This is a genomic window from Isoptericola sp. BMS4 (genome assembly GCF_011634835.1).
In the GTDB taxonomy this organism is placed as follows: domain Bacteria; phylum Actinomycetota; class Actinomycetes; order Actinomycetales; family Cellulomonadaceae; genus Isoptericola.
This window is the reverse complement of the sequence record NZ_SIRP01000001.1, coordinates 2,430,052-2,453,077: the sequence shown is the minus strand read 5'-3', so window position 1 is coordinate 2,453,077 and position 23,026 is coordinate 2,430,052. Positions and strand designations below refer to the sequence as shown.

The following is a 23,026-nucleotide window of genomic DNA, read 5'->3' as shown; positions in this document are numbered from 1 at the left end:
GTGCGTTCCTCCCTGCCTGGTGCTACGACCGGTGACCGATGACTCGTGGCGCCGTGACCTGCGCCGACGCCGGGTATCCGGTGCACACGCTAGGTGTCGCCACCGACATCCGTGCGGCGGCGTGGCGCGGACGTCACAGGTCGAACAGGGCGGACTGCTCAGGCAGCGCTCCTTCGGTCTCCAGCATCCGCCGTTTGGTGTGCGCCCCGCCGCGGGCGGAGAAGCCGCCGATCCCGCCGTCGGCGGCCAGGACGCGGTGGCAGGGCACGATCGGCGGGAACGGGTTGCGGCTCATGGCCCGCCCGACGGCCTGGGCCGCGCCGGGTGCCCCGAGCCTGTCGGCGACCTCGCCGTACGTGAGGGTGCGTCCCGGCGGGACGGTCCGCACGATCTCGTACGTCCGGCGGTCGAAGGCGGGGACGTCGGTCATGTCGAGCACGACGCCGGACAGGTCGCCCTCGCCGTGGGCGAGCAGGCGCTGCAGCTCGGCGACGGTGGCGGCGACGCCCGGGGGAGCAGGAGGCTCGTCCGCGCCGGGGAACCGCGCCAGGAGGGCGCGGCGGACCGCGGGGGAGCCGCCCTGGGGCAGGCTCGTGCCGTGCACCGCGCCGGCCGCGTCCCAGACGATCCCGCAGGGGCCGACGGCGGTGGGGAAGACCGCGAGGTGGAGCCCGGTGGTGTGCACGACGCCACGCTAGGCCGGGGGACCGACACGACGATCCTCAGCAACACGACTGTGTTGTGGCATACACAATGGTTTAAACCATATGTCCGTTTCAGCCTAGCGGAGCTGAGGGTGTGGCGCCAGGTGTTGCGTGGTCACCGTTGCCGGGAGGCCGCCGGGTGTGCCGGGTGGTCGTGGCCGGCGACGCGCGCCGAGAGGCGGGCGCCGTGGACGCGAGCTGCGGCGCAGGAGTCCAGGGGAGAAGCCGTGCGCCGCACGCGCAGCCGTCCATCAGGCGTCACAGGGGCGATGCGCCAGCAGCACGTCGTCCGGTGTCGTGCCGCCAGGTCGACGGTTCGTCGAGCGTCGAGCGGCGACGTGACGTCGTGGAGATGTCCGAGACGTCGGTCGGCGCGGCTCATGAGCCGTCAGCGATGCACGTCGCCAGCACGTGTCGGGCGCCGGGCGCGTGGCCCGTCACGGGCATCGCGCACCCGAACGAGTCGCGACAGGCGGTACGGCGGTCACTGCACGTGGGCCATCGGACAAGGGGCGTGCTGTCGGGGCGCCGAGAGAGCCGGGGGACCCCGCTCCGAGGCCTGCTCCTTCTTCGTAATGACATAATGTGCATTATCGGCGTACTCACGATGCCGGCTCGACCGGGGTCGACGACCTCGTCGGACGCCCGGTCGACGGAGCTCTCGTCATCCGTCACGCCCCGTTGCTCGTGCGCTCGAAGATCAGGTCGAAATCCTTGCGCCAGGTGCTGCCGCGGTCGTCGGACGCCTCCCAGCGCCCGGCGATGCGGTCCGTCGTGACGTCGGCGACGAAGCGCTGGAACATGTCCGGGTCCTCGCGCGTCAGCACCCAGCGCGCGGCGCCGGACGCCGAGCCGGCCGGGTCGAACGTCATGTCGAGGACCCGGCTGACGCCGCGCTCGTCGTGGTACAGCGCCGCGTGCGCGTCGCGGACGTCGCTGCGCCCCAGCGCCAGGACCATCTCGCTCGTGGCGGGCCCGACGTCCCCGCCCATCGTCCATCGCACGACGACGAACGCGTCGGCGAGCCACTCGATCTTCGCCCGGCCCGGGACCGGCTGTTCCTCGGGGCCGAGGAACCATGCGTCCCGCATCGTCACGTCCCAGTCCCCCGTCAGGACGTCCAGCCGGCGCATCGCCTCGCTGCGCATCGTTCCTCCTCGTGCACCTGTGGTGTCATGCCTACGGACCTCCTCGGGCCCCCGTCGCTCGCCGCCCGCGTCATGGCTCGAAGACGGACCAGCAGATCTCGTTGCGTCGCCGCTGGTCGTCCAGCACGAGCTCGCGGACCGCGTCCGGCAGCTGCGCGCGCTGCCAGGCGCACTCGCGCCGGCCCGCAGTGCCGGCGTCCTGGGTCGGCGCGGCGGCGCGCACAGCCTTGATCGCGTACGCCGCCGCACCGAGGTCGTGCGCCGCCACGTGGGCCACCACGCCCGCCTGCCCGGCTGCGAACGCCGCGTGCCGCGCGGCACCGCGCAACGGCCGGGCCGCGGCCATCGCGTGCCCGCCCGCTGCCCGCGCGTCGGACATGCGGACCTCTCCCCCGGCCCACGCGCGGATCCGCTGGATCGCCTCGCGCGGGCGCGGGTCCGTGGGCTGCACGGACTCGAACAGCGGCAGCACGTGCTCGGCGCACGTCGCCGCCCACAGCGCCAGCAGGCGATGGTCGTCGTCGGTGAGCGTCCCGCCCCGCCGGATCGTGATGAGGCGTGGGTCGCGGTCTGCCGACAGGATCACGACGTCGCCGTCCGTGAGGACATCCACCCAGCCTAGAGCCACCTCTCCCCTGCAGGCCGGAACCAGGTCGGTGGCGGCGACTGGTCCGCCCGTGGACGAGTTCCGGGTCCTGGTCGAGCACGGCTTCGACCCCTTCGCCCCGGGGTGCGAGGTCGACGTGCTCAGGGCCCGGCGGTGAGGAGGCGTCAGCGGGCGTCGACGGGGATGAGCGGTTGGTCCGCCCGCGCCGCGATCTCCTGCACCGCCCAGGCGTTGCCGTCCGGGTCGGCGAAGCCGAAGAAGGTCCCGCCGTCCCCGGGGGCGATCTGCTGCACCTCGGACGCCTCGACGCCCCGGGCGACGAGCGCGGCCCGAGCGGCCTGTGCGTCGGCGACGACGAGCTGCAGACCGCGCATCGTGCCCGGTGCCATCTCCCGCTGCGCGGGCAGGTCTCCGATCACGACGGAGCAGCCGGAGCCCGGTGGGGTCAGCTGTACGACGTGCATCTGCTCGTTCCGGGTGTCGTGGTCGAGGCGGAACCCGACCTGGTCGCGGTAGAACCGCACGGCACGGTCGATGTCGCTCACGGGCAGGACGACGACCTCCAGCGTCATGTCCACGGTGGTTCTCCTTCTCGTCGGTGGTCGGGATGTCGGTCTCAGGACTCACGGAGCGGGAGCGAGCATCCTCTGCAGCGGTCCGGCCAGCGCTCCCCCGTCGACGGGCAGGGTGACGCCGGTGATCCACGCGGCGTCGTCCGAGGCGAGGAACGCGATCGCCGCGGCGACGTCCTCCGGCTCCCCCACGCGCCCGAGCGGGTACAGAGGCTCCATCCGGCCCGGGCCGCCCTGGTGGTCCCACACGCGGGTGCGGACCGTACCCGGCGCGACCACGTTGACCCGGACCTGCCGTGGTCCGAGCTCGACGGCAAGGTTCTGCGCCATCGAGCTCAGGCCCGCCTTGGCGGCCGAGTACGCCTCGTCGCCGAAGGCCTGCAGCCCGTTGACGGAGCTGACCAGCACGATCGCCCCGCCGCGCGACGTCAGATGCGGGATCGCGGCCCGCACGCAGCGCGCCGGGCCGGTGAGGTTGAGGTCGACGGTTGCCGACCAGTCGGCGTCGCTGACTCCGCCGGCGAGCCCGGGCTGGGCGCGTGCCCCGCCGGCGACGTTGACGAGCGCCTCCAGTCGGCCGAAGCGATCCACGGCGGCTGCGACGGCCGCGTCCACGGACGCGGTGTCGGTGAGGTCGCACGGCACGGCGAGGGCGCGGCCCGGGCCGTTGCCGTCGAGCTCGTCGGCGACCCGTCGTGCCGCGTCCGCGTCGACGTCGGCGAGCACCACGGCGGCGCCCTCGGCGTGGAGGCGGCGGGCGGTGGCGGCCCCGATGCCGTGGGCGGCGCCGGTGACGAGCACGACGCGGTTCTCGAATCGGTGGGTCATGCGCTCACTCGCCGACGTACTCGGCGAGGTGCTGCCCGGTCAGCGTCGACCGGTCGGCCACGAGCTCGGCCGGCGTGCCCTCGAAGACCACGGTGCCGCCGTCGTGCCCGGCGCCGGGACCGATGTCGATGATCCGGTCCGCGTGCGCCATGACGGCCTGATGGTGCTCGATGACGACGACGGTCTTGCCGGAGTCGACCAGCCGGTCGAGGAGCCCCAGCAGGTTCTCGACGTCGGCGAGGTGCAGGCCGGTGGTGGGCTCGTCGAGGATGTAGACGCCGCCCCGCTCCCCCATGTGCATGGCGAGCTTGATGCGCTGGCGTTCGCCGCCGGAGAGCGTGTTGAGGGGCTGGCCGAGCTTGATGTAGCCGAGGCCGACGTCCTCCAGGTGCGCGAGGATCGTGTGCGCGGCGGGGATCTTCGCCGCCCCCTCGCGGAAGAAGGCGTGCGCCTGGGCGACCGACAGGTCGAGCACGTCGGCGATGTTCTTCCCCGCGAGCGTGTAGTCGAGCACCTCGGCCATGAACCGCTTGCCGCCACAGTCCTCGCAGGGCGTCTCGACGGTCTCCATGAAGCCGAGCTCGGTGTAGATGCGGCCGTTGCCCTTGCAGGTGGGGCAGGCGCCCTCGGAGTTGGCGCTGAACAGGGCCGGCTTGACGCCGTTGGCCTTGGCGAAGGCCTTGCGGATCGGCTCGAGGAGGCCGGTGTAGGTGGCGGGGTTGGAGCGGCGGGATCCCTTGATGGCGCTCTGGTCGACGACGACCACCCCGTCGCGGCCGGCGAGGTTGCCGTGGATCAGGGAGCTCTTGCCGGAGCCCGCCACGCCCGCGACGACCGTGAGGACGCCGGTGGGCACGTCGACGTCGACGGACCGCAGGTTGTTCTGCATGGCGCCGCGGATCTCCAGGGCGCCGTCGGGAGTGCGGACGGTGTCCTTGAGCCGGGCCCGGTCGTCGAGGTGGCGACCGGTGAGCGTGTCGGCGCCGCGCAGGCCGTCGACGGTGCCCTCGAAGCAGATGGTGCCGCCGTCGGAGCCGGCGCCGGGCCCGAGGTCGACGACGTGGTCGGCGACGGCGATCGCCTCGGGCTTGTGCTCGACCACGAGCACGGTGTTGCCCTTGTCGCGCAGGTCGAGCAGGAGCTTGTTCATGCGCTCGATGTCGTGCGGGTGCAGGCCGATGGTGGGCTCGTCGAAGACGTACGTGACGTCGGTGAGCGCGGAGCCGAGGTGGCGGATCATCTTGACGCGCTGGGCCTCTCCCCCGGACAGCGTTCCGGCGGGCCGGTCGAGGGAGAGGTATCCCAGACCGATCTCCACGAACGAGTCGAACAGGTGCAGGAGGCTGCCGATCAGCGGCGCGACGCCCGGGTCGTCGACGCCGCGAGCCCAGGTGGCGGCGTCGGAGATCTGCATGCGGCACACGTCGGCGATGCTCGCTCCGCCCACCTTCGCGGACCGGGCGGACTCGTTCAGGCGCGTGCCGTCGCAGGCGGGGCAGGGCACGAACACGGCGGCGCGCTCGACGAACGCGCGGACGTGGGGCTGGAGCGACTCGGGCGCCTTGGAGAACATGGACTCGCGCAGCTTCGGGATGAGGCCCTGATAGGTCATGTTCATGCCCAGGGCCTTGATCTTGCCCTTCTCCCGGTACAGGAAGTCGTGGCGCTCGGTGTCCGTGTAGTCGCGGACCGGCTTGTCGCCGTCGAGCATGCCGGACTCGGAGAAGCCCTTGACCATCCAGCCGTCGGCCTTGTACCCGGGCACGAGGATGGCGCCCTCGCGCAGAGATCTCGACTCGTCGACGATGACGGACAGGTCGAGGTCGGACACGGTGCCGCGGCCCTCGCACTCGGGGCACATGCCGCCGAGGTACACCTGGTTGCGCACGACCTTCTTCTCCACCTCGCCGCCGGCCCTGCCGGTGCTGAAGACGCCGCTGGCGGTCGACGTGGGGACGTTGAAGGAGAACGCGGTGGGCGGGCCGACGTACGGCTCGCCGACGCGGCTGAACAGGTGGCGCAGCATGGCGTTCGCGTCGGTGACGGTGCCGACGGTCGAGCGCACGTTCGCGCCCAGGCGTTCCTGGTCGACGATGATCGCGGTGGTGATGCCCTCGAGGTGGTCGACGTCGGGGCGCGGCAGAGAGGGCATGAAGCCTTGGACGAACGTGGAGTAGGTCTCGTCGATGAGCCGGCGCGACTCGGCGGCGATCGTCGCGAACACCAGGGAGCTTTTCCCGGAGCCGGAGACCCCGGTGAACGCGGTCAGGCGCCGCTTGGGGATCTCGACGTCGACGTCGCGCAGGTTGTTCTCCCGCGCCCCCCGCACGCGGATGACGTCGTGCGTGTCGGCGGCGTGGGCGGGTCCGGCGGTGGTGCGCGGGGTCTCCGTGGCGGTCACCTGGGTGCTCCTTCGACGGGCGGGCTCGGGCGGGGCGGGGCGGAGGCGTCAGCCGCGCAGCGCGGCGAGGGTCTTCTCGATGCGCCGCGCCCGGGTCGCAGGCTGCTTGGCGCCCTCGACGTCGAGCACGTGCCGGCGCTTCCGTCCCGGTGGGAGTGCATCGTAGGCGGCGCGTGCGACAGGGTCGGCGTCCAGGGCGTGAGCGAGGTCGTCGGGCTCGACGACGATGCGGGGCTCGGTGTCGAGCGCGAGCTCGACCTCGACCTCCGCGCCGACGTCGAGCCCCGCGGCCTCGCGGTTCGCCCGGCTGAGGCCGAGCAGGTGCCGGCCGCGCATGATCGCGACCCGGCTGCGCCACGTGTGCCCGTTGACGGTGATGACCACCGGGGGGCGGGCGCCACCGCCGAGGGCCTCGACGACCTCGGGCGGGACCTCGAGGCCCTTCATCTTCTCGGGCGGCTCCACCGTGGACCGGAATCGCATGGCTGCTCCTTCGTCGGTGCTCCGCCGCGTGATACGGGGCAGGCCGGGGACGCACACGGCGGTCACTCCCCCGCCGGTGCGGGGACGAGCCGGACCACCGGGTAGGTCCGGTCGGCCTTGCGCTGGTGCTTGTCGATGGTCGGCGCGGCGGCGGCGATGCGCGGCCACACCCGGGCGCGTGCGGCGTCGTCGAGCACGTGCGGTGTCACCGGGACGGGCTCCGACCCGTGGTGCTCGACGGCGGCCCGGTCGGGGTGCGCGGCGAGGTTGGCGTACCAGCCGGGGTTGCGGCTGCCGCCGCCGGAGGCGACGACGAGCCAGCCGCCGTCGCCGTCGTCGAACCACGCGAGCGGGTTCTCGCGGGCCTCGCCGGTGCGGCGCCCGACGGTGTGCAGGACCAGCAGGTCCATGCCCATCATGCGGCCGCCCTTGCGGCGGATCTTCGCGGCGGTGGAGGCGTTGGCCCGGCGCTGGAGCCACAGGGACAGGCGCCCGGGGGTGCCCTTGGCGCGCGGGGCGCGCTGGTCGGTGGTCATGGCCGTCACCGGACCTCGTCGATGCGGACCATGTTGCCCGCCGGGTCGCGGAAGGCGCAGTCGCGCACGCCCCACGGCTGCTCGGTGGGCTCGGAGACGACCTCGGCGTCGGCGGCCTGGAGCCGGGCGAAGGCGCCGTCGAGGTCCTTCGTGCCGAGGATGATCGACTGGTAGCTGCCCTTGGCCATGAGCTCGGTGATGGTGCGGCGCTCGTCGTCGGTGACGCCGGGGTCGGCGGCGGGCGGCGTGAGCACCAGGCGGACGTCGGGCTGGGAGGGTGCGACGAACGTGAGCCAGCGCATCGCGCCCTGGCCGACGTCCTGGACGAGCTCGAAGCCGAGCAGGTCGCGGTAGAAGCCGAGGGAGGCCTCCGGGTCGGTGTGCGGGAGGAACGTGGTGTGAATCGTGATGTCCATGTCGTTCACGCTAGGTGGGCGTGCGTGGCCGGCGCTTCTCGATTCCTGACCGGGTTCCGCAGGGGCCGGGTGACCTGCTTCGTGACGCACGACGGGAGCTCGCCCGCGCCGGAGGTGCGAGCCCGGCGCCGGTACTCGCTGGGCGACATCCCCACGAGCTCGGTGAACCGGGTGCTGAACGTGCCCAGCGACGACGACCCCACCTCGAAGCACACCTCGGTCACGGTGCGGTCGCCGCGGCGCAGCAGCGCCATCGCCCGCTCGATGCGGCGCGTCATGAGGTAGGAGTACGGCGACTCGCCGAACGTCGCCTTGAACAGCCGGCTCAGGTGACCCGCCGACATGTGCACCCCGGCCGCGAGCGCCTCGACATCGAGGGGCTGGGCGTACTCGCGGTCGATGCGGTCGCGGACGCGGCGCAGGAGGACGAGGTCGCGCAGGTGGGGGTCGTCGCCGGTCATGTGGACGATGCTGCCACCAGGTGCTGTCGCCGGCTTGTGCAATCACGTTTCGCGGATTGCGTTGCTCGTGGAAACTCTTGACAGGCCCTGGTGGCGCTTCTAGCGTCCAGCACAGGCGCAACCGGGCAACGAGGCCCGTCGGCTGCCGCAGCGACGCGGGGCCGTCGCGCCGCCCCACGAACAGGGAGGGCATCGTGAAGGATCCAGGCACGAAGCGGCTCGCGAGGCAGGTGGCGGTGGGGGCGACGGCCGGCCTGCTGCTCGCGGGTGCGGTACCGGCCCAGGCGGCTCCGGCGGGGTCGGGCTCCGAGGCCACGGCGCAGGCGGGTGTCGCGGCGATGGTGGACGCGATGACGCTGGACGAGAAGATCGGCCAGATGACGTGGACGCACGTGTACGGGTCGTCCGCGCACGACACGTCGATGGCCGCGAGCAACCAGGCCCGGTACGGGGTGGACACTCCGGCGCAGGTGGTGGAGAAGTACGACCTGGGTGGGGTGCTCTACTTCGCGTGGTCGGGCAACACGCAGGACCCGCAGCAGATCGTGGGGCTGTCCAACGGGCTGCAGGACGCGGCGCTGGGGGCGGACGGTCCCGGGATCCCGCTCGCCGTGACGATCGACCAGGAGGGCGGCCTGGTGGCGCGGGTCGGTGCGCCGGCGACGCAGCTGCCGGGCAACATGGCGTTGGGTGCCACGTTCGACGCGGGTCTGGCCCGGGCGCAGGGTGACATCCTCGGCTCCGAGCTCGCAGCGATGGGCGTCAACGTCGACTTCGCCCCCGTCGTCGACGTGAACTCCAACCCGGACAACCCGGTCATCGGGATCCGTTCGATGGGTTCGGACCCGGAGGCCGTCAGCGCGCTGGGGGCCGCGCAGGTGGAGGGCATCCAGCAGCACATCGGCGCCACGGCCAAGCACTTCCCGGGTCACGGCGACACCGAGACCGACTCGCACTACGGGCTGCCCGTCGTCACCTATGACCGGGCGACGCTGGACGAGCACCTGGAGCCGTTCCGGGCGGCGATCGATGCCGGGGTGGACATGATCATGACGGCCCACATCATCGTGGAGGCGATCGACCCGGACCTGCCGGGCACCCTGTCCCCCGCGGTCCTGACGGGGCTGTTGCGTGAGGAGCTGGGCTTCGACGGGATCATCACGACGGATGCCCTGGACATGGGGGCGATGACGGACAACTGGTCGCAGGCGGAGTTGTCGGTGATGGCGATCCAGGCCGGCTCGGACATCCTGCTGAACTCCCCGGATGTGGACGCGTCGATCGCGGCGGTGAAGCAGGCGGTGGCGGACGGGACGATCAGTGAGGATCGGCTCGACGAGTCGGTCACGCGGATCCTGGAGTGGAAGGCGGAGCGGGGTGTGCTGGACGACCCGTTCGCGGACGCTGCCGCCGTGGACGACGTCGTCGGGACCGACGAGCACCTCGCGACGGCCGCCGAGATCGCGGACCGGTCGGTGACGATGCTGCGCAACGAGGACCGGGCGTTGCCCCTGGACGCGGACTCCGACACGGTGCTCGCGGTGGGCTCCGGGTCCGCATGGCCCGAGCGGTTGGGCCCGATCATGGCGGACCGTGGGTTCGACGTGATCGAGGAGTACGAGAACGGCAGGTCGCCGTCGCCGGCGTACCGGGCCCGCGCTGTCGCCGCGGCCGCGGACGCCGACGCGATCGTGTTCACGTCGTACAACGCGAGCGGGAACGCCGCGCAGCAGCAGATGGTCGCCGACCTCGCCGCCACGGGCAAGCCGGTGATCGTCGTCGCGGGCCGCAACCCGTACGACATCAACGTGCTGCCCGGTGCCGACGCGGTGCTGAACAGCTACGGCTACGGCGTCGTGAACTACACGGCGGTGGCGCGGGTCGTCGCGGGTGACGTGGCACCGTCGGGCCGGCTGCCGGTGGCGGTGCCGACGGCAGACGGCAGCGAGACCCTGCTGCCGCTCGGGTACGGGCGCCGTTTCCCGGGGCCGCCGCCGCACGCCGGGCGGGACTGACGGGTTCGTGAGGGGTGCCGCCCTGCCGGTTCGCCGGTGGGGCGGCACCCGTGCGTGCGCGGCCCGGCTCGATACGCTGGCACGGGGACCCGCACCCAGCCCGCACACCCGGGAGGACACCGTCATGCCGCTCGCTCCCGTACGCCGTCAGGTGCTCGTGCCGTGCGACGCCGCGGCAGCGTTCCGGTCGTTCGTCGACGACGTCGGGCTCTGGTGGCCGCTCGCCACGCACGGGGTCCTCGGCGCGGCGGGGACGGTCGCGTTCACCGGCGGGCTGCTCGTGGAGACGGGCGAGTCGGGCGAGACGGCCACCTGGGGCACCGTCACGGAGTCCCGGGCGGGCGAGTCGCTGGCGTTCACGTGGCATCCGGGACGGTCGCCGGAGCAGGCGACCCGGGTGGGCGTGACGTTCGTGGCCGCGGGCGACCCGCGGGCGACGCTGGTGACGCTGCGCCACGACGGGTGGGAGGCGTACCCCGACCCGGCCGGTGCGCGCGCCCGGTACGCCGGGGGCTGGGTGGGGGTGCTGGACCGGTTCGCCGCGCACGCGGAGTCGTCGGTGCCGTCGGGCGCGGGTGGCGACGCGTCGGCGCCGGGTGAGATCTGGCTGGTGCTCGAGCACACGGCCGGCCCGGCAGCACCGAGCGGCGGAGTGTTCTCCTCCCCCGACTTCGCGCAGCACGTCGAGTTCCTGGCGTCCCTGCGCGACGACGGCGTGCTCGTGGCGGCGGGCCCGCTGCCTGACCGGGCCGGGGCCGGCATGACGATGGTGCGGGTGACGGGCGCCGACACCGTGTCCCGCGCCGCATGGGTCGTGGCGGTGGCCCAGCACGAGGACGCCAGCGTCACCGGCGGGCTGCTCGAGGTGCTCGTCCGCCCGTGGCACGTCGTCATGCGCGGCTGACACTCCGTGCCCGGGAGCGGCACGACGCAGGCCTGGCATGATCGTCCGGCGCGCGTGAGACTGCTCGCCGCCCACGGCCTGCCCACGACGATCGTGACGGACCCCCGGGCGGGACACCGCGTCCCGCTGCCCGGGGACCCGCCCGCGAGCGTCGGGGTGGTGACGCGCCCCCGGCTCCGTGGGAGGGAGGTCGGACGTCGCCTCGACGACTGCCGCGCCGCGGTTCTGCTGTGCGCGCACCGCCCTCGCGCGGGTCGGTGGGTGGTGGGAGCGTCGGGGCATGGTCGGTTCGGTCGCGGTGTTGTCGGACGTGCACGGTGTGCTGCCGGTGCTGGAGGCGGTCCTCGAGGAGCCGGACGTGGCCGGCGCGGACCTGGTGGTGGTCACCGGGGATCACGCGGCGGGCCCGCAGCCGGTGGCGGTGCTGGACCGGCTGGCAGGGCTGGGCGAGCGCGCGGTGCTGGTGCGGGGGAACGCGGACCGGGAGCTGGTGGCGCTGGCCCGGGGCGCGGACGTGGAGGTGCCTGACGAGGTGTCGCGGTGGGCGGCGGCGCAGCTGGCCCCGTGGCACGTGGAGCTGCTGGCGGGGCTGCCGCACCCGGTGACGGTGCCGGTGGACGGCTTCGGTGACGTGGTGTTCTGCCACGGCAGCCCGCGGGACGACGACGAGGTGGTGCTGGTGGACACCCGGCCTGCCCGGTGGGCGGAGGCGTTCGCGGGCCTGCCGGCGTCGGTGGGGGCGGTGGTCTGCGGGCACACGCACATGCCGTTCGTGCGGCTGGTGGACCGGCGGCTCGTGGTGAACCCGGGCAGCGTGGGGATGCCGTACGGGCGGGCGGGCGGATCGTGGGCGCTGCTCACGGACGGGCAGGTGAGCCTGCGGCACACGCCGGTCGACGTGGACGCCGCCGTCGCGGCGGTCGTCGCGGGGTCCACGTACCCGGACGCCGCGGCGTGGGCGGGCGACTACGTGCGGTCCGCGGCGAGCGACCTGGACGCCCTGGCGGTGTTCTCGCCCCGTGACGGGCGCTGAGGCAGACCGGTTCACCGCACGCGGTCCGGCGCGACGCGGCCGCGCAGGCGTGCGGCGCACAGCAGACCCGCGAGCACGCACAGCACGGCGGCGCCCCACCACGCCGGGTCGTAGGTCCCGGTCGCCGCACGCACGGTCCCGGCGGCGAGCGCCGCGAGGCCTGCCCCGATCTGGTGGGCTGCGCTGGTCCAGGCGAACACGATGGTGCCGTCGGCGCCGAAGTGCTCCCGGCACAGGGCGATCGTGGGCGGGACGGTGGCGAGGTCGAGCAGCCCGAAGGACACCGTGAAGACCACGAGCCCGGGGGTGACGCCGGGCCCGAGGAGGGCGGGCAGCGCGGCCAGGCTGGTGGCGCGCAGCAGGTAGGTGCCGGCGAGGATGCGGTACGGCTCGACGCGGTCGGTGAGCCACCCGGCGGCGACGGTGCCGAGAACGTTGACGACGCCCATGACGGCCAGCAGAGCCGAGGCTGTCGTGGCGGGCAGGCCGGCGTCGCCGGCGGCGGGCACGAAGTGGGTCATCATGACGCCGCTGGTCGACGCGCCGCACACGGCGAACGTGCCGGCGACGACCCAGAAGGGTCCGGGGCGGGCGGCGGCGCGCAGCACCGTCAGGGTGCGGTGCACGGTCCCCGGCGCGGTGCGCGGCACGACGTCGGTCGGCGTGGTGCGGCGAGCACCGGCGGGCCGGTCGCGCAGCAGCAGGCCGGCGACCAGGGCGACGGCGACGACTCCCCCGGCGACGGTCAGGGTGGCGGTGCGCCAGCCCGTGCGGTCCAGGACGGTGGCGAGCAGCGGCAGCAGGACCATCCCGCCGAACATGGTGGCCGAGCCGAGGAAGCCGGTGACGAGGCCACGGTGGGTGGTGAACCAGCGTTCGGCGACGAGGGCTCCGAACGCGGTGGCGATCGCACCGGTGCCGAGGCCGACGAGCACGCCCCAGGCAAGCACGAGCTGCCACGGGGTGGTCACGACGGTCGTCAGGGCGGCGCCGATCGCGACCGAGCCCAGGGCGGCGACGGCGACGCGGCGCATGCCGGCGCGGTCCATGAGCGCGGCGGCGAAGGGTGCGGTGAGCCCGTACAGGAGGGTCGCGACCGCGACGGCGACGCTGAGGGTGGCGTGCGACCAGCCGAACGTGGCCCGCCACGGGTCGATCAGCAGGTTCGGCATGCCCGTCAGGACGCCGGCGCACGTGATGACGGCGAACGCGGTCGCGGCCACGACCCGGGCGCGGCCGGGGGGACGTGCGTGCGAGGCAGCGCCCCGCGGGTCGTCGTCGTGCGGGGTGCTGTCGTGCGCAGTGCGCGGCGGTGGCGGGGTCGGGTGCATGGTTCTCACCCTGCGGCGGCGGGGTCGACGCGACGAGTGTCCGGATGGACGGGTAGTGCAAGATTCTGGCCACGCGGCGTAGCGTGGAGCCATGGACGAGGTCGACGCGACGCCGGCGTCATCGGCGTCACAGGCGGGGGCCGCGCCGGCGCACCGGGTGGCCGTGCTGGTGCGCCACGGGGTGATGCCGCTCGAGCTGGGGGCGGTGCACCAGATCTTCCGGCAGGCGCGCTCGGCCGACGGCCGGCCGCTGTACGAGGTGATCACGTGTGCGCCCGTGGCGGGGCCGGTGCGCACGGACGCCGACTTCGCCGTCGACGTGGCAGCCGGGCCCGAGGCGCTCGCGGCCGCGGACACCGTCGTGGTGCCGGCCTCGCACGACCCGCACGCGACGGACTTCACCGGAGTGCTGGCGCCGGACCTGGCCGCGGCCCTGGCCCAGGTACCGGCCGGCGCCAGGGTGGCATCCGTGTGCACCGGGGCGTTCGTCCTGGCGGCGGCGGGATGGCTCGACGGGCGGCGCGCGACGACGCACTGGCGCTCGGCCGCCCTGCTGGCGCGGTTGTTCCCCCGGGTGCGGGTGGACCCGGACGTGCTGTTCGTCGACGAGGGCCAGGTGCTCACCTCGGCGGGCGAGGCCGCCGGCATCGACCTGTGCCTGCACCTGGTGCGCCGCGACCACGGGACCGCCGTCGCGAACGAGGTGGCGCGCGCGACCGTCGTCCCCCCGTACCGCGACGGCGGGCAGGTGCAGTACATCCCCCGCCCGGCCGCACCCGCGGGCCCGGCGACCGCCGCGGCGCGACAGTGGGCGCTGGAGCGCCTCGGCGATCAGGTCTCCCTCGAGTCGTGGGCGACGGCGCACGCCATGAGCCCGCGCACCCTGTCGCGCCGCTTCCGCGACGAGACCGGTGTCTCCCCCATGCGCTGGCTCACCATCCAGCGCGTCGAGCGCGCCCGGGAGCTGCTCGAGCTCACCGACCGGCCCGTGGACCGCGTCGCGGCCGACGTCGGCTTCGGCACCGCGGTGTCGTTGCGCCAGCACCTGAACGACCGGCTCGGGGTGACGCCGTCCGCGTACCGGGCGACGTTCCGCGGTCCGGCATCTCCCCCGGCCTGACCTGCCACCTACCCCAAGCGGTCCATAAAGTGGGATGAATTGTCTTTCATCGTAGACAAAAGCGCGGCGGTGCGACAGGCTTCCCGGACCACGACCCACCTCGCCCGGGAGGCACCCATGACCGGCACCTACACCCACGGCCACCACGAGTCGGTGCTGCGCTCGCACCGGTGGCGCACGGCCGAGAACTCGGCGGGCTACCTGCTGCCCCACCTGCACCCCGACCAACGGCTCCCGGACGTCGGCGCCGGGCCCGGCACCATCACCCTCGACCTGGCGGCACGCGTCGCCCGCGTCACGGCCACCGAGATCGGCGAGCCCGAGCTGGACCTGTCCCGGTCCCTCGCCCGCGAGCGCGGCGTGGTGACCGTCGACTTCACCGTCCAGGACGTGCACGCGCTCGGCCTGCCCGACGGCGCCTACGACGTGACGCACGCGCACCAGGTGCTCCAGCACGTGAGCGACCCCGTGCTCGCGCTGCGCGAGATGGCGCGCGTCACCCGTCCGGGCGGCCTCGTGGCGGCTCGTGACAGCGACTACGCCGCCTTCACCTGGTGGCCGCTCCTGCCCGAGCTGGACGAGTGGCTCGCGCTGTACCGGGCGGCGGCGCGGGCCAACGGCGGCGAGCCGGACGCGGGACGCCGCCTGCTGTCCTGGGCGCACGCGGCCGGGCTGCGGCACGTCACCGCCACCTCGAGCACCTGGACGTTCGCCACCGCCGAGGACCGCGCCTGGTGGGCCGGGATGTGGGCCGACCGGGTCACCGGATCGGCGCTCGCCCGCCAGCTCGTCGCGGACGGGCGGGCGAGCACGAGTGATCTGGCGCGGATCGCCGACGGGTGGCGGCGGTGGGCCGCCGACGACGACGCGTGGTTCAGCGTGCTGCACGGCGAGGTGCTGTGCCGCGTGCCCGGCTGACCCGCACCGTCGCGGGCCGAGCGGTGACGCACGCTGGCACGGTCACGCGGTCGCGTCGGCGTCGCCACCCGGTGCCAGCACTGCGGCCCGCCCGGCCTCCAGGCGCGCCACCGGGACGCGGAACGGCGAGCACGACACGTAGTCCAGGCCGACGTCGTGGAAGAACCGGATGGACTCGGGGTCTCCCCCGTGCTCGCCGCACACGCCGCAGGACAGCCCCGGCTTGACCGACCGGCCGCCGTCGACGCCCGCGCGCACGAGCGCGCCCACACCGTCGGCGTCGATCGTCTCGAACGGCGACACCGTGAGGACCCCGTTGTCGAGGTACGTGGCGAAGAACGCGCCCTCGACGTCGTCGCGGGAGAAACCCCACGTGGTCTGGGTGAGGTCGTTGGTGCCGAAGGAGAAGAAGTCGGCCTCGCCGGCGACCCGGGCGGCGGTGAGCGCCGCGCGCGGCAGCTCGATCATGCAGCCCACGGGCACGTCGAGGCGCTCCGGACCGCAGACCTCGGCGAGGACCCGCTCGACCTCCGCGCGCACCAGGTGCAGCTCGCGGGCGGACCCGACGAGCGGCACCATGATCTCCGGGCGCGGGTCGCGGCCCGCGCGGCGCAGCGCGAGCGCCGCCTCGGCGACCGCCCGGACCTGCAGGGCGAACAGGCCGGGCACGGTCAGCCCGAGCCGCACGCCGCGCAGCCCCAGCATCGGGTTGGTCTCGTGCATGCGGCGCACCGCGGCGAGCAGCCGCTCGTCGTGCGGGTCGGGGCGCCCGCGCTCGGCCGCGAGCGCCACCCGCACCGACAGGTCCGTCAGGTCGGGCAGGAACTCGTGCAGCGGCGGGTCGAGCAGCCGGATCGTGGTCGGCTGGCCGTCCGTGGCCTCCAGCAGGGCGGCGAAGTCGGCGCGCTGCAGCGGCAGCAGGGCGTCCAGGGCGGCGGTGCGCTCCGCGTCGTCGGTGGCAAGGACGACGCGTTCGAGGTGGCGGCGGCGCTCGCCGAGGAACTGGTGCTCGGTGCGGCACAGGCCGACGCCCTGCGCGCCGCGGGCGCGGGCCCGGGCGGCGTCGTCGGCGGTGTCGGCGTTGGCGCGCACCCGCAGGCGGCGCCGGGAGTCGGCGTGCGTGAGCAGGCGGTGCACGGCCCGCACGAGCTCGGCGATGGCGGCGTCGTCGCCCGCGGCGTCGAGCCCGGCGTCCAGGCCGTCGGCGACGTACCGGGCGACGGGTGAGTCGACGACCGCCACGGCGCCGTCGAACACCTCGCCGGTGGCGCCGTCCAGGGAGATCACGTCGCCGGGGTGCAGCACGCGGTCGCCGACGCGCACCTGGCCGGCGGCGGTGTCGATCTCGACCTGCTCGGCGCCGACGACGGCGCAGGTGCCCATGCCGCGGGCGACGACGGCGGCGTGGGACGTCTTGCCGCCGCGGGCGGTGAGGATGCCGGTGGCGGCGATCATGCCCGCGAGGTCGTCGGGGGTGGTCTCGCGTCGCACGAGGATCACGTCGGCGCCGGCGTCGGCGCGTGCGACGGCCCGGTCGTCGTCGAGGGCGATCTCGCCGACGGCGGCCCCCGGGGAGGCCCCGACGCCGCGGGTGAGCAGGGCGCGGGCGGCGGCCGGGTCGAACTGCCCGAACAGCAGGGCGGAGAGCTGGTCGCCGCTGACGCGGGCGAGGGCCTCGTCGGTCGTGATGAGGCCCTCGTCGACCAGGGCGACGGCGATGCGGAACGCGGCCGCGGCGGTGCGCTTGCCGACGCGGGTCTGCAGCAGCCACAGCCGGCCGCGCTCGATCGTGAACTCGATGTCGCACAGGTCGCGGTAGTGCGTCTCCAGGCGCCGCATCGCGGTCTCGAGCGCCCGGTGGGAGGCGGGGTCGCGCTCGCGCAGGTCGTCGAGGGTGAGGGTGTTGCGCACCCCGGCGACCACGTCCTCGCCCTGCGCGTCGGGCAGGTAGTCGCCGTAGGCGCCGGGACGGCCCGTGGCCGGGTCGCGGGTGAACGCCACCCCGGTGCCGGAGTCGTCTCCGAGGTTGCCGAACACCATCGCCACGACGTTCACGGCGGTGCCGAGGTCGTGGCCGATGCGCTCGCGGCGCCGGTACAGGCGGGCCCGCTCGGTGTCCCAGGACCCGAACACCGCCGCGATGGCCAGGTCGAGCTGCTCGCGGGGGTCCCGCGGGAAGTCGCGGCCCGTGGCGTCGCGCACGATGTCCCGGAAGGTGGCGACGAGGTCGCGCAGCGCGGCGGTGTCCAGGTCGACGTCGGTGCCTGCCCCGGCGGCGGCCTCGGCCGCCTCCAGCGCGGCGGTGAAGCGGCCGGCGTCGACCCCGAGCACGGTGGTGCCGAACATCTGGATGAGGCGGCGGTAGGAGTCCCAGGCGAACCGCTCGTCGCCGGCGGCGGCCGCCAGGCCCGGCAGGGTGGCGTCGGTGAGGCCGACGTTGAGTACCGTGTCCATCATGCCGGGCATGGAGAACTTCGCCCCGGAGCGCACCGAGACGAGCAGCGGGTCGTCCGGGTCGCCCAGGCGGCGCCCGAGGGCGTCCTCGACGTCCCGCAGCGCGGTGGTCACCTCGACGCGCACCGACGGCGGCACCCGGCCCGTGCGCATGAACTCGCGGCACGCGTCCGTGCTGATCGTGAACCCGGGCGGCACGGGCAAGCCGAGGCGCGTCATCTCCGCGAGGTTGGCGCCCTTGCCGCCGAGCAGGTCCTTCTGGTCCTTGCCGCCCTCGTCGAAGCGGTAGACGTACCTGGGCATGTGACCACCACCGGCGGGTGGCCGCGGGCGGGCACACCCGGTGCTCCCACGCTAGCCGGGCGGCCCGGGCCGGCAACCGCGCACGGTGGCTGCCCCGGTGCGCCGGCGGCGCCTCAGCGCCAGCCGAGCGCGGGCGCCACGTGCGCGACCACGTTCTCCATGACGTGCGCGTTGTACTCCACGCCGAGCTGGTTCGGCACCGTGAGCAGCAGGGTGTCCGCGGCGGCCACCGCCTCGTCGCGGCCCAGGTCGGCGACGACGTCGTCGACCTCGCCCGCGTACGTCTTGCCGAACCGGGCCCGCACGCCCTCCAGCACGCCGACCTGGTCCGTGCTGGCGGCCTCCATGCCGAAGTAGGCGCGGTCGCGCTCGTCCGTGATCGGGAAGACGCTGCGCGAGACCGACACCCGCGGCGTGCGGGCGTCCGGCCCCCACGTGCGGGCCCACGCGTCGCGGTACCGCTGGATCTGCTCGGCCTGCAGCCGGTGGAACGGCACCCCCGTGTCCTCCGTGAGCAGCGTGGAGCTCATGAGGTTCATCCCCTGGGCGGCCGTCCACTCCGCCGTCGCCCGCGTGCCCGCGCCCCACCACACGCGCTCGCGCAGCCCGTCCGAGTGCGGCTCCACCCGCAGCAGCCCGGGCGGGTTGGGGAACATCGGGCGCGGGTTCGGCTCGGCGAACCCCTCGCCGCCCAGCAGCTCCAGGAAGCGGGCCGTGTGCCGGCGCGCCATGTCCGCGTCCGACTCCCCGGTGCGCGGCACGTGCCCGAAGTGGCGGAACCCGTCGATCACCTGCTCGGGTGACCCGCGCGAGATGCCGAGCTGCAACCGCCCGCCCGCGATGAGATCTGCCGCCCCGGCATCCTCCGCCATGTACAGGGGGTTCTCGTACCGCATGTCGATGACGGCGGTGCCGATCTCGATCCGGCTCGTGCGCGCCCCCACCGCGGCCAGCAGCGGGAACGGCGACGCGAGCTGGCGGGCGAAGTGGTGCACCCGGAAGTAGGCGCCGTCCGCACCCAGCTCCTCGGCCGCCTCGGCCAGCTCGATCGACTGCGTCAACGCGTCCGCCGCCGACCGCGTCGCCGACGACGGGTGCGGCGTCCAGTGGCCGAAGGACAGGAATCCGATGTGCTTCACACCGGCGTCAACCACGCGCGCGGCCCGGCATTCCCACCTCAGCGTCCGGCCAGCACCTGCTCGCGCAGGATGTCGGCGTGCCCACCGTGCTGCGCCAGCTCGCGCAGCACGTGCAGGTACACCCAGCGCAGCGGCATCGGGCCCCGCCGGTTGCCGTGCACCAGGTCGTCCAGCTCGATCCCCGCCACCCGCGCCCGGGAGGCCGAGCACACCGACTCGTACGCCCGCCCCACCGACGCCACCGTGTCACCGTCGTCCAGCACGAACGACTCGTCCGGCGTGGCGGGGATCCCGATCTCGGCCCTCGAACGGCAGGTGATCGCCTCGTCGAACCACACCTGCTCGACGAACGTCGCGTGCTTGACCAACCCCAGCAGCGTGGTGCGCGAAGGCACCAACCGGCGGCAGGCCTCCTCCTCGCTCAGCCCGTCCAGGCACGCGGCCAGATGACGACGGTGCTCGTCGAGGAACGCATCGAGCTGCGCGCGGACCGGCGCGGAACGCACCGTCGCGGACAGGGAGCCCGGGTCCGTCGGCACGGCGGGACCGGTGGGCGCGGAGTCGGTCGGCACGGCGGGGTCGGTCGGCACCGTGCAAGCGTACGGCGCGGACCCGTGCCACGTCTCCTGCGCCTGCCGGCGCCTGCCGAACGACTAGCCTGACGCCATGATCCTCGCCCACGACGACGACGGCCACGGCACCGCGGTGCTCCTGCTGCACGCGGGGGTCGCCGACCGCCGCATGTGGGACGACCTCGCGCCGTCCCTCGCCCACGCCTTCCGCGTCGTCCGCCCCGACCTGCGCGGTTTCGGCGACTCCCCGCTGCCGGCCGGCGCCCAGGCCGGGGAGGAGTACACCAACGCCGGCGACCTGGTCGCGCTCCTCGACGCCGCGGGCATCCCCGACGCCGTCGTCGTGGGCGCCTCGTTCGGCGGCAAGGTCGCCCTCGAGCTCGTCACCACGCACCCCGAGCGGGTGCGCGAGCTCGTGCTCCTGTGCCCCGCCGCGCCCGGCGTGCCCGACACCCCCGACTCCGACGCCTTCGACGCCGAGGAGCACCGCCTCCTCGCCGCCGGCGACGTCGACGGAGCCGTCCGGCTCAACGTCGACACCTGGCTCGGCCCCGAGGCCACGCCCGCCGCGGCCGAGGCGCTCGCGGCCATGCAGCGGCGGGCCTTCGACGTCCAGCTCGCCGCCGACGCCGCCGCGACCGACGCCGGGCACCCGGAACCGGGTCCGCGCCCCGTGCCCCTGGACGACGGCGACCTGGCCGCGATCCACGTGCCGACGCACGTCGTGGCGGGCGCGCACGACATGGACATGCTGACCGCGTGCGCCGAGCACGTCGCCGCGACCGTGCCGGGCGCGGAGCTGACCGTGCTGTCGTGGGCCGGGCACCTGCCCGCGCTGGAGCGCCCCGACGCCGTCCAGGCGTTCCTGCTCGACGTGCTGCGCGACGACCCTGCCGTGCACGCCCCCTGACTCGGCGGGCGACGAAACACGCCCGACACCTCGGCGCGGGATGATCCGCGGGTGATCGTCGCCCCCGACTCCCCCGCCCGCGCGGACGTCCGCGCCCTGCTCACCGAGCACCTCGCCGACATGTTCGCGACCTCTCCCCCGGAGTCCGTGCACGCGCTGGACGACACCCGCCTGGCCGCGCCCGGGATCACGTTCGTCACGGCGCGCGAGGACGGGACGCTGCTGGGGGCCGGCGCCCTGGCCGAGGCCGGGCCCGGCCTCGGGGAGCTGAAGTCGATGCGCACGGCGCGGGCGGCCCGCGGCCGCGGGGTCGCCACCGCGGTGCTGGCCCACCTGCTCGACCTCGCGACGGAGCGCGGGTACGCGCGGGTGAGCCTGGAGACCGGGTCGCAGGAATTCTTCGCCCCCGCGCGGCGCCTGTACGCCCGGCACGGGTTCACCGAGTGTGGCCCGTTCGGCGGCTACGTCGCCGACCCGCACAGCGTCTTCATGACGCTCCCGCTGCCCGCGCCGACGATCCTCGTCGGCGCTTCGGCCTGACCCGCGACGCTGTCCGCGCCGCTCGGCGGTGTGGGAGCCCGCCCGTACGCTGCGGGGCATGACGGACTCCCCTCCTGTGCGCGACGACGATGCCACCCCTGTGGGACACGACGACACCGTGGTCCTGGACCGGCGGTTCTCCTGGCGCGGGCGGGACGTCGCGTGGACGGCGTTCGGGTCCGGGCCGCCGCTCGTGTTCTGCCACGGCACGCCGTGGTCGTCCTGGCTGTGGGCGCCGTACGCCCGCGCCCTGGCGGGCGAGTTCACCGTGCACCTGTGGGACATGCCCGGTTACGGCGCGTCCTCGAAGGACCCGGCGCACGACGTGGACCTCGGAGTCCAGGGGGAGCTGTTCGCCGACCTGCTGGCGCACTGGGGCCTCGCGCGCGGCACCGGGCAACCGCACGTGGTGGCGCACGACTACGGCGGGGCGGTGTCGCTGCGCGCGGCGCTGCTGCACGGCGCCGCCTACGCGTCGCTGTGCCTGGTGGACGTGGTGGCGCTGCGCCCCTGGGGGTCGCCGTTCTTCTCGCTGGTGCGGGACAACGCGCCGGTGTTCGCGTCGTCGCCGCCCGCGGTGCACCGCGGTTCCCTGGAGGCGTACGTCGCCACGGCCAGCCACCGCGGGCTGCGGCCCGACGACCTCGCCGCGCTCGTGGCGCCGTGGACCGGCGAGCAGGGGCAGGCGGCGTTCTACCGTCAGATCGCGCAGGCCGACGAGCGGTACACCGCCGAGGTCGAGCCCCTGCTGGGGCGGCTCGACGTGCCGGCGCGCGTGCTGTGGGGCACGCAGGACACCTGGATCCCCGTCGACCGCGCCGCGCGGCTCGCCGCCGCCCTGCCCGACGCCGACGTGCGTCTGGTGCCCGGCGCGGGGCACCTGATCCAGCTGGACGCCCCGGTGCGCCTCGCCACCGAGCTGCACGCCTGGCTCGCGGCGCGCCGCTGACGGTCCTCCGACGACCCGACGACCCGACGACCCGACGACCCGACGGCCCGGCGGGCAGCGCGTCAGTACCAGCCCGCGCGGGCGTGCTGGAAGATGAGGTTCGTCTCGGTCAGGGCCACGTCCGGGTCGGTGGACAGGTGCTCGATGACGAACTCGTTCAGGGCGTCGGAGTCCGGCGCGGCCACGTGCACCTGGAAGTCGTGCACGCCGCCGAGCAGGAACACGTGCAGCACGCCGGGAAGCTCGGCGAGGCGCTGCAGGTAGGCGCTCAGGCGGGTGCGGGCCTCGCCGCGCAGCTGCACGGCGATCATCGCCTGCAGCGGGTGCCCGGAGCGGGCCGGGTCGATGTCGGCGTGGAAGCCGCGGATCACGCCCTCGTCGCGCAGTCGCCGCACCCGCGCCAGGCAGGTCGACGGGGCGATGCCCGCCTTCGCGGCCAGCGCGTTGTTCGGGATGCGTGCGTCCTCCGCGAGCGCTGCCAGCAGGCGGTGGTCGACGTCGTCGAGCCGCACCGTCGCGGCGGTGCGGCGTTCCAGCCCCCAGGCGTCGAAGTGGCGAACATCCTTCGGACGGACCGGCCCCGCGCCCCCGGCCGCTGGTGATCGTCGTGCCATGGGGCGAATCTACCGAAGGATCGTCGGTTTCCTGGCGTCATGGCGAAGAAGTACCTCACACTGGAGGT

Annotated in this window: 23 protein-coding genes; 8 read left to right on the top strand and 15 right to left on the bottom strand. The window is 74.4% G+C overall.

Annotation, left to right across the window (positions count from 1 at the left end):
• Positions 1-133 precede the first annotated feature (133 nt).
• From EYB28_RS10975 to EYB28_RS10925, 10 genes are all read right to left on the bottom strand, one after another.
• Positions 134-685 (bottom strand): methylated-DNA--[protein]-cysteine S-methyltransferase, encoded by a 552-nt coding sequence (locus EYB28_RS10975; RefSeq protein ID WP_166847710.1) that lies wholly within the window; start codon positions 683-685, stop codon positions 134-136.
• A 690-nt stretch (positions 686-1,375) separates the two neighbouring features.
• On the bottom strand, positions 1,376-1,852 hold the full coding sequence (locus tag EYB28_RS10970; protein ID WP_166847707.1) for a hypothetical protein: 477 nt from the start codon (positions 1,850-1,852) through the stop codon (positions 1,376-1,378).
• A gap of 70 nt (positions 1,853-1,922) precedes the next feature.
• A complete protein-coding gene (locus EYB28_RS10965) occupies positions 1,923-2,438 on the bottom strand; it encodes a putative immunity protein (protein ID WP_166852190.1) in 516 nt (171 codons plus the stop codon).
• A gap of 185 nt (positions 2,439-2,623) precedes the next feature.
• Positions 2,624-3,037 carry a VOC family protein gene (locus tag EYB28_RS10955; RefSeq protein WP_166847704.1) on the bottom strand — a complete coding sequence of 138 codons (414 nt, stop codon included), beginning with the start codon at positions 3,035-3,037 and terminating at the stop codon, positions 2,624-2,626.
• 45 nt (positions 3,038-3,082) lie between these two features.
• The gene (locus EYB28_RS10950; RefSeq protein WP_166847701.1) at positions 3,083-3,859 is read right to left on the bottom strand and encodes an SDR family NAD(P)-dependent oxidoreductase; all 777 of its coding nucleotides are present in this window, start codon (positions 3,857-3,859) and stop codon (positions 3,083-3,085) included.
• A 4-nt stretch (positions 3,860-3,863) separates the two neighbouring features.
• Positions 3,864-6,260 (bottom strand): excinuclease ABC subunit UvrA, encoded by a 2,397-nt coding sequence (locus EYB28_RS10945; RefSeq protein ID WP_166847698.1) that lies wholly within the window; start codon positions 6,258-6,260, stop codon positions 3,864-3,866.
• A 48-nt stretch (positions 6,261-6,308) separates the two neighbouring features.
• Positions 6,309-6,743 carry a YdeI/OmpD-associated family protein gene (locus EYB28_RS10940; RefSeq protein ID WP_166847695.1) on the bottom strand — a complete coding sequence of 145 codons (435 nt, stop codon included), beginning with the start codon at positions 6,741-6,743 and terminating at the stop codon, positions 6,309-6,311.
• 62 nt (positions 6,744-6,805) lie between these two features.
• On the bottom strand, positions 6,806-7,279 hold the full coding sequence (locus EYB28_RS10935; RefSeq protein WP_166847692.1) for a nitroreductase/quinone reductase family protein: 474 nt from the start codon (positions 7,277-7,279) through the stop codon (positions 6,806-6,808).
• A gap of 5 nt (positions 7,280-7,284) precedes the next feature.
• A complete protein-coding gene (locus tag EYB28_RS10930; protein WP_166847691.1) occupies positions 7,285-7,695 on the bottom strand; it encodes a VOC family protein in 411 nt (136 codons plus the stop codon).
• 5 nt (positions 7,696-7,700) lie between these two features.
• Positions 7,701-8,156, bottom strand: coding sequence for a helix-turn-helix transcriptional regulator (locus tag EYB28_RS10925; protein WP_166847689.1), 456 nt, complete (start codon positions 8,154-8,156; stop codon positions 7,701-7,703).
• 194 nt (positions 8,157-8,350) lie between these two features.
• Here EYB28_RS10925 and EYB28_RS10920 point away from each other — a divergent pair, with 194 nt between their 5' ends.
• The 3 genes from EYB28_RS10920 to EYB28_RS10910 all read left to right on the top strand — a co-directional run bounded on the left by EYB28_RS10920 (position 8,351) and on the right by EYB28_RS10910 (position 12,108).
• On the top strand, positions 8,351-10,171 hold the full coding sequence (locus EYB28_RS10920) for a glycoside hydrolase family 3 protein (RefSeq protein WP_240930505.1): 1,821 nt from the start codon (positions 8,351-8,353) through the stop codon (positions 10,169-10,171).
• A gap of 124 nt (positions 10,172-10,295) precedes the next feature.
• Positions 10,296-11,075 carry an SRPBCC domain-containing protein gene (locus tag EYB28_RS10915; RefSeq protein WP_166847687.1) on the top strand — a complete coding sequence of 260 codons (780 nt, stop codon included), beginning with the start codon at positions 10,296-10,298 and terminating at the stop codon, positions 11,073-11,075.
• A 280-nt stretch (positions 11,076-11,355) separates the two neighbouring features.
• Positions 11,356-12,108 carry a metallophosphoesterase gene (locus EYB28_RS10910; protein WP_166847685.1) on the top strand — a complete coding sequence of 251 codons (753 nt, stop codon included), beginning with the start codon at positions 11,356-11,358 and terminating at the stop codon, positions 12,106-12,108.
• A gap of 11 nt (positions 12,109-12,119) precedes the next feature.
• Here EYB28_RS10910 and EYB28_RS10905 read toward each other — a convergent pair whose 3' ends face one another.
• Positions 12,120-13,439, bottom strand: coding sequence for an MFS transporter (locus EYB28_RS10905; RefSeq protein ID WP_166847683.1), 1,320 nt, complete (start codon positions 13,437-13,439; stop codon positions 12,120-12,122).
• Positions 13,440-13,530: 91 nt separating this feature from the next.
• Here EYB28_RS10905 and EYB28_RS10900 point away from each other — a divergent pair, with 91 nt between their 5' ends.
• Both EYB28_RS10900 and EYB28_RS10895 read left to right on the top strand, forming a co-directional pair.
• The gene (locus tag EYB28_RS10900) at positions 13,531-14,559 is read left to right on the top strand and encodes a GlxA family transcriptional regulator (RefSeq protein ID WP_166847682.1); all 1,029 of its coding nucleotides are present in this window, start codon (positions 13,531-13,533) and stop codon (positions 14,557-14,559) included.
• A gap of 117 nt (positions 14,560-14,676) precedes the next feature.
• Positions 14,677-15,477 (top strand): class I SAM-dependent methyltransferase, encoded by an 801-nt coding sequence (locus EYB28_RS10895; protein WP_166847680.1) that lies wholly within the window; start codon positions 14,677-14,679, stop codon positions 15,475-15,477.
• Between the two features lie 42 nt (positions 15,478-15,519).
• On the opposite strand, the gene ppdK is transcribed toward EYB28_RS10895, so the two are convergent.
• From ppdK to EYB28_RS10880, 3 genes are all read right to left on the bottom strand, one after another.
• The gene (gene ppdK, locus EYB28_RS10890; protein WP_166847679.1) at positions 15,520-18,234 is read right to left on the bottom strand and encodes a pyruvate, phosphate dikinase; all 2,715 of its coding nucleotides are present in this window, start codon (positions 18,232-18,234) and stop codon (positions 15,520-15,522) included.
• A 113-nt stretch (positions 18,235-18,347) separates the two neighbouring features.
• A complete protein-coding gene (locus EYB28_RS10885; protein WP_166847677.1) occupies positions 18,348-19,373 on the bottom strand; it encodes an LLM class flavin-dependent oxidoreductase in 1,026 nt (341 codons plus the stop codon).
• Between the two features lie 38 nt (positions 19,374-19,411).
• On the bottom strand, positions 19,412-19,912 hold the full coding sequence (locus EYB28_RS10880) for a DinB family protein (protein WP_166852185.1): 501 nt from the start codon (positions 19,910-19,912) through the stop codon (positions 19,412-19,414).
• 127 nt (positions 19,913-20,039) lie between these two features.
• Here EYB28_RS10880 and EYB28_RS10875 point away from each other — a divergent pair, with 127 nt between their 5' ends.
• From EYB28_RS10875 to EYB28_RS10865, 3 genes are read left to right on the top strand one after another with little or no spacing between them, the layout of a single operon-like run.
• Entirely contained in the window at positions 20,040-20,855 is an 816-nt protein-coding gene (locus EYB28_RS10875) for an alpha/beta fold hydrolase (RefSeq protein ID WP_166847674.1), read from the top strand.
• Between the two features lie 51 nt (positions 20,856-20,906).
• On the top strand, positions 20,907-21,395 hold the full coding sequence (locus tag EYB28_RS10870) for a GNAT family N-acetyltransferase (protein ID WP_166847671.1): 489 nt from the start codon (positions 20,907-20,909) through the stop codon (positions 21,393-21,395).
• A 58-nt stretch (positions 21,396-21,453) separates the two neighbouring features.
• Positions 21,454-22,344 carry an alpha/beta fold hydrolase gene (locus EYB28_RS10865; RefSeq protein ID WP_166847668.1) on the top strand — a complete coding sequence of 297 codons (891 nt, stop codon included), beginning with the start codon at positions 21,454-21,456 and terminating at the stop codon, positions 22,342-22,344.
• 62 nt (positions 22,345-22,406) lie between these two features.
• On the opposite strand, the gene EYB28_RS10860 is transcribed toward EYB28_RS10865, so the two are convergent.
• Positions 22,407-22,958, bottom strand: a complete 552-nt coding sequence (locus tag EYB28_RS10860; RefSeq protein ID WP_166847665.1) for an Lrp/AsnC family transcriptional regulator — start codon at positions 22,956-22,958, stop codon at positions 22,407-22,409.
• Positions 22,959-23,026 lie beyond the last annotated feature (68 nt).